Raw genomic sequence first — 7,126 nt, forward strand, 5'->3', positions numbered from 1 at the left:
GCTCCTGGTTACTGATTGACTTGCTGCATCGACACGGTAGCGCAATGCGGCGCGGTGCCGATCTTCGCCGAATCATCGAGATCACCCACCGCCGCGACATCAACGGGGTAATCGCCGGCGGCCGGGAAGTCCACGACCATGACGCCGTTGCCGGCCTCGGTGCTCGGCAACGATTTTCCCAGTGAATACGGCAACACACCGTAATCGCCTGCGGCAATCCCGCTTGCAACCGGCACGATCGAAAACTGATACTTGCCCGCGGCGGGAACCGTGACGCGCAAATGGCGATAGTTGCCGAGCTTGTTGCCGCCGCCGAACTGCGTGGTTGAGCAAGCTGTTACTGTCCGGCCGGCAGCGAGCGGCACATAGATCGGGAACACAGCGGGATTCGCATTCGCCGGATCGCCCTGGAACGTCGTCTCGGTTCCCCATGCATCCAGTTTGTCGCCCCCCCGCACGTTGATGGCATTGAGCAATGCGTCCAACTGGCTTTTGCCCGCACTGGTGAGAGTAGGCCGCAGCGCGGCCGCAAACGAAAAAACGCTGGTTAGCGCGGGCGTGGTCTTCTCGCCGTTCAGCATGGTCTGATAAATCGGCGCAAAACCAATCTCAGGTGACTGCTGGAGCGAATACAGGAATTTGCCGACCGCCGCCTCGCCGAACCATGTGGGGTGAGCGTATGACGGCACCTGGTCGAGACGCATGGCGATTGAAATTCCTGCCTGCTTCGGGCCGGACGTGTCCGTGTAATCGGGCGTGCCGCGCATCATGGAAGAAAACGCATTGCCCCAGGCTTCACCGAACGCAACCCGCATGTCAGGGGCGTCGGCAAAGTTGTGACTTCCGCCGATGGAATCGGAGCGCGAGACGTTCGCCTCCACATAGTGCCCGAACTCGTGAACCACCACGCTTGCATCATATTCGTCGGTATCGACGTTTTCCGCGCCCAGGATATACAAGCCCTTACCCGGCTCGTTGTTCATGTAGTGGCTCGTACCGATAAAACCGGCGCTTTTCTCGCCCGAGGCAGGCCGGTTGTTGACGCTCCAGAAAATATTGATCGCCGGCAGCGGCACGCTCGGCGCGGCGCCATGCAGTTTCTGCGCGGCATTCACGGTCTGGTCGAGAATGGCGAACGGTCCAGCCGTGCGGGGCTCGCCATAGCCCGCGCCAGTCCAGCCCGAGCCCGCGTTCAAATCGAGCTTCACAGCCGTCGCATTGATCGTGAAAACGCTGCCGCGCATGGAATAAAGCGGCGCGGTGCTGGGCGTGCTCTTGTATTCGGGCGCTGTGTTATCGCGAATATTGATCGCATAGTCGGGCGTTGCATCCGGGCCCTGCGACGCCTGCGCCGTAACACGCACATAACCGCGCTTACCCTCTGGTGCCTGGATGGAATACGCGCCGGTGTCGTCCGTGGTGGTCTTGCCGAGCACGGTCGCGCCGTCTTCCGATACGAGTTCGACAAGCGCCTGGCGCACCGGACGCTTTTCGGTGTTCGCGTAATCCAGGCCCCCGCTCGGTGTACCGTCCGTGGCAACCGTATAGGCAGTCGGAACATAATCGTAGGTGATTTTTCCCTCGACGCCAGGCGTGTCGCTGGCGTTCGAGTTGTCTGTGGCGTCTGTATTCGGACCGTTGTCCGAACCGCCGCCGCACGCCGTCAAAGCGGCAACCGACAGCGTACAGAGCGAGAGACGCAGCCACTGCCACCCATCAACCGATGATCCCAATCTTCGTTTCATTATTCGTGCCCCCAAAATTGGCTGGAGCGCGATATTAGGCTGGGTCGCGAAACATCGAGATCGGACTAATCCGAATTCATTCTCGCCAACGGCGAATTTCAGCGAAAAAGGGGTTCTCGAACAAATGAGAGTGTGATTGCGCCTGGTGCTGCCTTTTGCCGCAATCGTAAAGCGGGCTATTTACTTTCGGGCCGGGCGCGCAGTGTCCGACAGGCATTTCCACAACGCCCGATGCATAACGGGTTGACGCACATCATGCGCGGCCATTACCCTTGCGCCCTGATGGTTCCCGGCGACGGGATCAAAAGGGAACGCAGTGAGGCCGCCCGGCCCCGAGTCTGCGGCTGCCCCCGCAACTGTGAGCGGCAAGTCCATGCCAAACGCGCCACTGGGAAACCGGGAAGGCCGGCAAGGGGCGTCGACCCGCGAGCCAGGAGACCTGCCATCGACCGAGGTCCAAGCAGCCGCACGGGGCGGGGTGTCCCGATGCGCAAGCACCGCCCGTGCGCGGTCGCACGTTGCAAGGACAGCCCGACCTCAGGATCAGTTGCATGTCCACCACGATTGAAACGGCTTCCGCCCAGGAAGCCCGTTGCCGCTGCATTGGCGAACGCTTTGGCCAGCGCATGGGCCACATTCCGCCGGCTCCCGGCGGCTCCAGACAAGACCGCCAGCCGAAACTTCGCCATCTCGCCGCCGCGTGCGCCATGAGCGCGTTTGCATGGCACAGCGCTGCCGCTGCCGCGCCCGTGACACCCACGACACCCGCGACGCAGCCGCCCGCCGCCACCGTATCCACCGCACCCACCGAATCCGCTGCCCCGGACAACGACCCCACGCTGCCGAACATCCTCGTGGTGGGCGACACGCAGCATCTGCCGCAGTCGTTCGACCAGCGCTACGCAAGCACGCAAGTGCTCACGCGCGAAGACCTCGACCGCCTCTCGCCCGCCGACCCGAGCATCACGCAGGCGCTCGCCACACTGCCGGGCGTGACCGTGGCGCAAAGCGGCGGGCCGGGCTCGCTGTCTTCGGTGAGCATTCGCGGCTCGTCGCCCGAGCAGGTTGCCGTGTTCATCGACGGGATCCGCATTGGCTCCGTGACCACGGGCACGCCCGACTGGGCCGATCTGCCGACCGAGGCGTTCGATCGCGTCGAGGTGATCTCTGGCCCCGCTGCCGCCTCGTTCGGCGCGGACGCCGTGGGCGGCGTCGTGCAGCTCTTCACGCGCCGCGCGTCGAATCTGCCGAACCGGACCACGGTGTCGTTCGGCGGCGGCTCGAACAAGACCTTCGACACGATGCTGAGCACCTCGGGCACCGTGCCTTCGAGCGGACCGCTAGCGGCGCTCGGGGGCCTCACGTACTCACTCGGCCTGCACGACTACAACACGGCGGGCATCGACGCGACCCGGCCCTGGGCCTACGGCCACGAGGACGGCCGCAATCCGTATCACGCCCAGGACGTCAATGGACGGCTCGGCTACGCGCACGGCAACTGGTCGATTTCCACGTTCGCGCTGTATCACCAGTCCGATCTGTCCTATGACAACGCGGGCGGCAACGACCGCCAGCGCGACCATCAACTCACGACCGGCGCGGCGTTCCACCTCGACATCACGCCGTTCACGCAATTCGATCAGTCGGTGGGCTACGCGACCGATCGCCAGTTCATCTACTCGAACGATCCCACCATCCCCACCGATCAATTCGACTCGACGCGCTTCTCCACGTCGACGTCGATCACGCATCAGGAGACTGGGCACACGCTGTTCGGGCAGCCGCTTTCGGGCGAAACCAAGCTCGCCTACGACTACTCGCGCGAACTCGCGTTCTTGCCGGTCGAGGTGCCCAGCGGCTTGCCGGCGCGCAACGACTCCGCTGTGTCGCTGCACCAGTCGGCCACGCTCGGCGACGTGACGCTGTTCCTCGCCGGGCGCCACGAGATCGTCCAGGGGCAGGCCGTCAATACGGGCAATGCCGCGCTCTCATGGGCGATCACGCCGGTCTATACGGCGCGCATTTCCTATGGCAATGCGTTCCGGCTGCCGACCTTCAACGACCTCTACTATCCGGGCTACGCGAACCCCAACCTCCAGCCGGAACGCAGCGACACGGTGGAAGCGGCGCTCGATGCCAACACCTCGTACGGCACCTTCACGGCCGCGGTGTACGACACGCGCGTGCACGATCTCATCACGTACGATGCGCAAACCTTTCTGCCCGTAAACATTGGGCGTGCGCACATTCAGGGGCTCGACCTCTCGTACAAGGGCACGCTCGGTGCGTATACGCCCGTGAGTCTCGCTATCGGCATTCTGAATCCGCAGGACGTGACCGATCAGACCTGGCTCAATCGCCGCCCGCGCCAAACCGTGAGTCTGAGCGTCGACCATACGTGGGATGAATTCCATCTCCACGCACTCAGCACGGGCGTCTCACTGCTTTACGGCGGTTCGACCTTCGACGATCAGTTCAATACGCTGTATTTGCCGTCGTACACGACAGTGAGCCTGCGTGCTTCGTATAAGGTGAATGCTCACCTGCTGGTGTCTGCGTCGATATCGAATCTGTTCAACCGCCAGTACATGACTACGTACGGCTATAACAGCCTCGGGCGGACTGCGTTCGGCAAACTCACTTATACGTTCTGATTGCACGCGCGGCGCTGATTACACCTGCCTTTCAAAAATCGCGGCGCGTAAATGGCAACGAGGTGGCAACGACGTGGCAATGACGCAAAGGCTGGCGGAAATAGTTCGGCCCACTATTGCGGAAATTGTTAAACGAGGGTGATGGAAAAAGGATGGCCGTCAGTCGACCTGCGGCGATAACCGTAACCGGTGTTGCGCTGTTCCGCTCGGGAACGGTGCAACACCGGCTACGGTCAGGCGGGTTATCGAACAGCTTGATTGAGCCGCTCGATCAGAGGGGGATCAGGCTGCGGCTGCGGGTGCTGCGGCCTTCTTTGCGGGTGCAGCTTTCCTGCGCCCACGCGTGCCAGCCGCTGCTTTTTTAACGGCGGTGGTTTTTGCGCCAGCCTTTTTTGCTGCCGCACGCTTCACCACGGCTTTCTTCGCGCCAGCGGTTTTGACCGATGCCGCCTTGGGCGCCGCGCCTGCCGCGATCAGGAATTTCGAGCGGTCCTTGGCGTCGCGAATCCAGGCCGGTGCGCGCCCGCGCCCGCTCCAGGTTGCGCCGGATTTCGGATCGGCGTATTTCGGCGCGACCGGATGTGCATTAGGATGCGGCGCGTTCGCTGCGCCATTCGCGGCCTTGACGCCGGGCTTGCGGCCGCGTCTTTTGCCGACGAAGCGCTCAATATCGGCAACGCTCAAACCGTGCTTTTGCATCAGATCGCGAATTCTCGCGAGACCGATAGACGATTGCTTTTCGGCAATCGCGACCGCCTGTTTCTCAAGCTTTGCAATCTTCAGCTTGATTGCGTCCAACGTAACCATACTCATTCTCCCTGTCAGGAACACACCCCCAAGCAACTGTTTGAACTTCGTTTTGCATGTCGAAGTTTGGCTTGGCCCACGCATTCGCCCATATAGGCAATGCCGTCTTGGCATACCCAATTATGACGGCAAAGCGGCAATGCATGCAAATTGACTGCTATCGGCGTGATCATTCGCAGACTCGATCCACGGCAATTTCGATATCGAATTCTTCCAAATCCTTTCACTCGGCGATATCTAGTTGCACGATAGTCGCAAGCCGGTCCGCACACAACTGATTTGGCGCGTACGAGACGGATTTCGAAGAAATTCGAGTTTGTCGCGAGACGCTGTGGACTCGCGAAACGACATGCGGCGCTTTTAGCTCATTTCAAGTGCGGTTGATCGCCGTCGCGCGAGCAAACGATTACATGTCATTTCAGGAATAGCGCGATGATTTCGGTTTCCGCTTGCTTCGCTTCATCGACGATTGCCGTCTTGCTCGCAATGGCTGCCGGATTCGGATGGTGCGCTACGGGATAGGGCGGCGCGATTCTCGTCGCGCGGGGAATGGGAATGGGGATGCAGCGGATTGGATTCGGCCTCTAACGCAGGGCTGCGCGGGCCTTAGCGCGGCGGTCTCCCGCCGCGGGATGTATATCGGCACGCCGCAAACGACGCCGGCCAGGACGGCCGGCGCGGCTTGCGGCGAAGCAAGACGATTACAGCGTTACTGCATGTGCTGGCCGCCGTTGATGGGGATATTCGCGCCGGTCACGAAGCTGGCGTCGTCCGAGCACAGGAACAGCACGAGCGCGGCAACTTCATTCGGGCTGCCGAGACGGCCCATCGGGATCTGCGGGATGATCTTCGTATCGAGAATCTCCTGCGCAATGGCGGTCACCATCTTCGTTGCAAGATAGCCCGGCGAAATCGTGTTCACCGTCACGCCCTTGCGGGCGACTTCCAGTGCGAGCGATTTCGTGAAGCCGTGCATGCCGGCCTTCGCCGCGGCATAGTTCGTCTGGCCCACGGCGCCCTTGGAGCCGTTCACCGACGAAATGTTGATGATGCGGCCCCACGCGCGCTCGACCATCCCGTCGCACAGCGGCTTCGAAATATTGAAGATGGAGTCCAGGTTCGTGCGCAGGACCATGTCCCAATTGACCTTGTCCATCTTCTTGAATGTCACGTCGCGCGTGATGCCCGCATTGTTGATCAGAATGTCGACGGGGCCGACTTCGTTCTTGATCTTCTGCGCGCCGCGCTGGCACGAATCGTAGTCGGCAACGTCGATGGAATACGCGTGGAATTCGCGGCCCGCCTCCTTCATTCTCGCGAGCCAGTCCTTGGCTCCTGCGTTGTCCGGCGAGTGCGTGACGACAACCGTATAGCCCGCGTCGTACAAACGGACGCTAATCGCCTCACCGAGACCGCCCATGCCACCTGTTACCAATGCAATACGCTTAGTCATCCTTTCTATCCGCGAGAGAAAATTACATTATTCACATGGCGCGCCGGTGTTGAAGCGCCACTTCTTGTGTGCCCGGGCATCCTCGCACGCGAGGCGAGAACCACTCGGGCATGTTCGCGCGGCTTATTGTGTCCGTCTAATGTTGCGCGAAATTTGTCTGGTTTGCCCGCGCGCATATCTCGTGCCGCGCGGACAAACCGCTTGACTTCAGTGCGGCCCGATCAGCGGATCAGGCACGCGGGGTAGTACTCGCAGCGCTCGATCGCGCTCAAGCTCAAGCGCGCTCGAGCGCAAGCGCCACGCCCATGCCGCCGCCGATGCACAGCGAGGCCAGACCGCGCTTTGCGTCGCGGCGCTGCATCTCGTGCAGCAGCGTCACCAGAATCCGGCAGCCCGATGCGCCAATCGGGTGACCGATCGCAATCGCCCCGCCGTTCACGTTGATCTTCGACGTGTCCCAGCCCATC

Annotated in this window: 4 protein-coding genes, 1 pseudogene and 1 riboswitch; of the genes and pseudogenes, 1 reads left to right on the forward strand and 4 read right to left on the reverse strand. The window is 61.7% G+C overall.

What is annotated here, in order from left to right:
- Positions 1 to 8: 8 nt before the first annotated feature.
- The gene (locus tag NH14_RS30905) at positions 9 to 1,733 is read right to left on the reverse strand and encodes a hypothetical protein (protein WP_035535262.1); all 1,725 of its coding nucleotides are present in this window, start codon (positions 1,731 to 1,733) and stop codon (positions 9 to 11) included.
- A 278-nt stretch (positions 1,734 to 2,011) separates the two neighbouring features.
- Positions 2,012 to 2,206, forward strand: a riboswitch (cobalamin riboswitch).
- A gap of 165 nt (positions 2,207 to 2,371) precedes the next feature.
- Here NH14_RS30905 and NH14_RS30910 point away from each other — a divergent pair.
- Positions 2,372 to 4,399 (forward strand): TonB-dependent receptor domain-containing protein, encoded by a 2,028-nt coding sequence (locus tag NH14_RS30910; RefSeq protein WP_407947202.1) that lies wholly within the window; start codon positions 2,372 to 2,374, stop codon positions 4,397 to 4,399.
- 282 nt (positions 4,400 to 4,681) lie between these two features.
- Here the strand turns inward: NH14_RS30910 and NH14_RS33950 are convergent, their stop codons facing one another.
- From NH14_RS33950 to NH14_RS30925, 3 genes and pseudogenes are all read right to left on the reverse strand, one after another.
- Positions 4,682 to 5,242 (reverse strand): H-NS histone family protein, encoded by a 561-nt coding sequence (locus NH14_RS33950; RefSeq protein ID WP_269151894.1) that lies wholly within the window; start codon positions 5,240 to 5,242, stop codon positions 4,682 to 4,684.
- A gap of 673 nt (positions 5,243 to 5,915) precedes the next feature.
- On the reverse strand, positions 5,916 to 6,659 hold the full coding sequence (gene phbB, locus NH14_RS30920) for an acetoacetyl-CoA reductase (RefSeq protein WP_035535264.1): 744 nt from the start codon (positions 6,657 to 6,659) through the stop codon (positions 5,916 to 5,918).
- A gap of 274 nt (positions 6,660 to 6,933) precedes the next feature.
- A pseudogene (locus tag NH14_RS30925) lies at positions 6,934 to 7,126 on the reverse strand (acetyl-CoA C-acetyltransferase); the annotation flags it as partial.

The organism is Paraburkholderia sacchari (genome assembly GCF_000785435.2).
Taxonomy (GTDB): domain Bacteria; phylum Pseudomonadota; class Gammaproteobacteria; order Burkholderiales; family Burkholderiaceae; genus Paraburkholderia; species Paraburkholderia sacchari.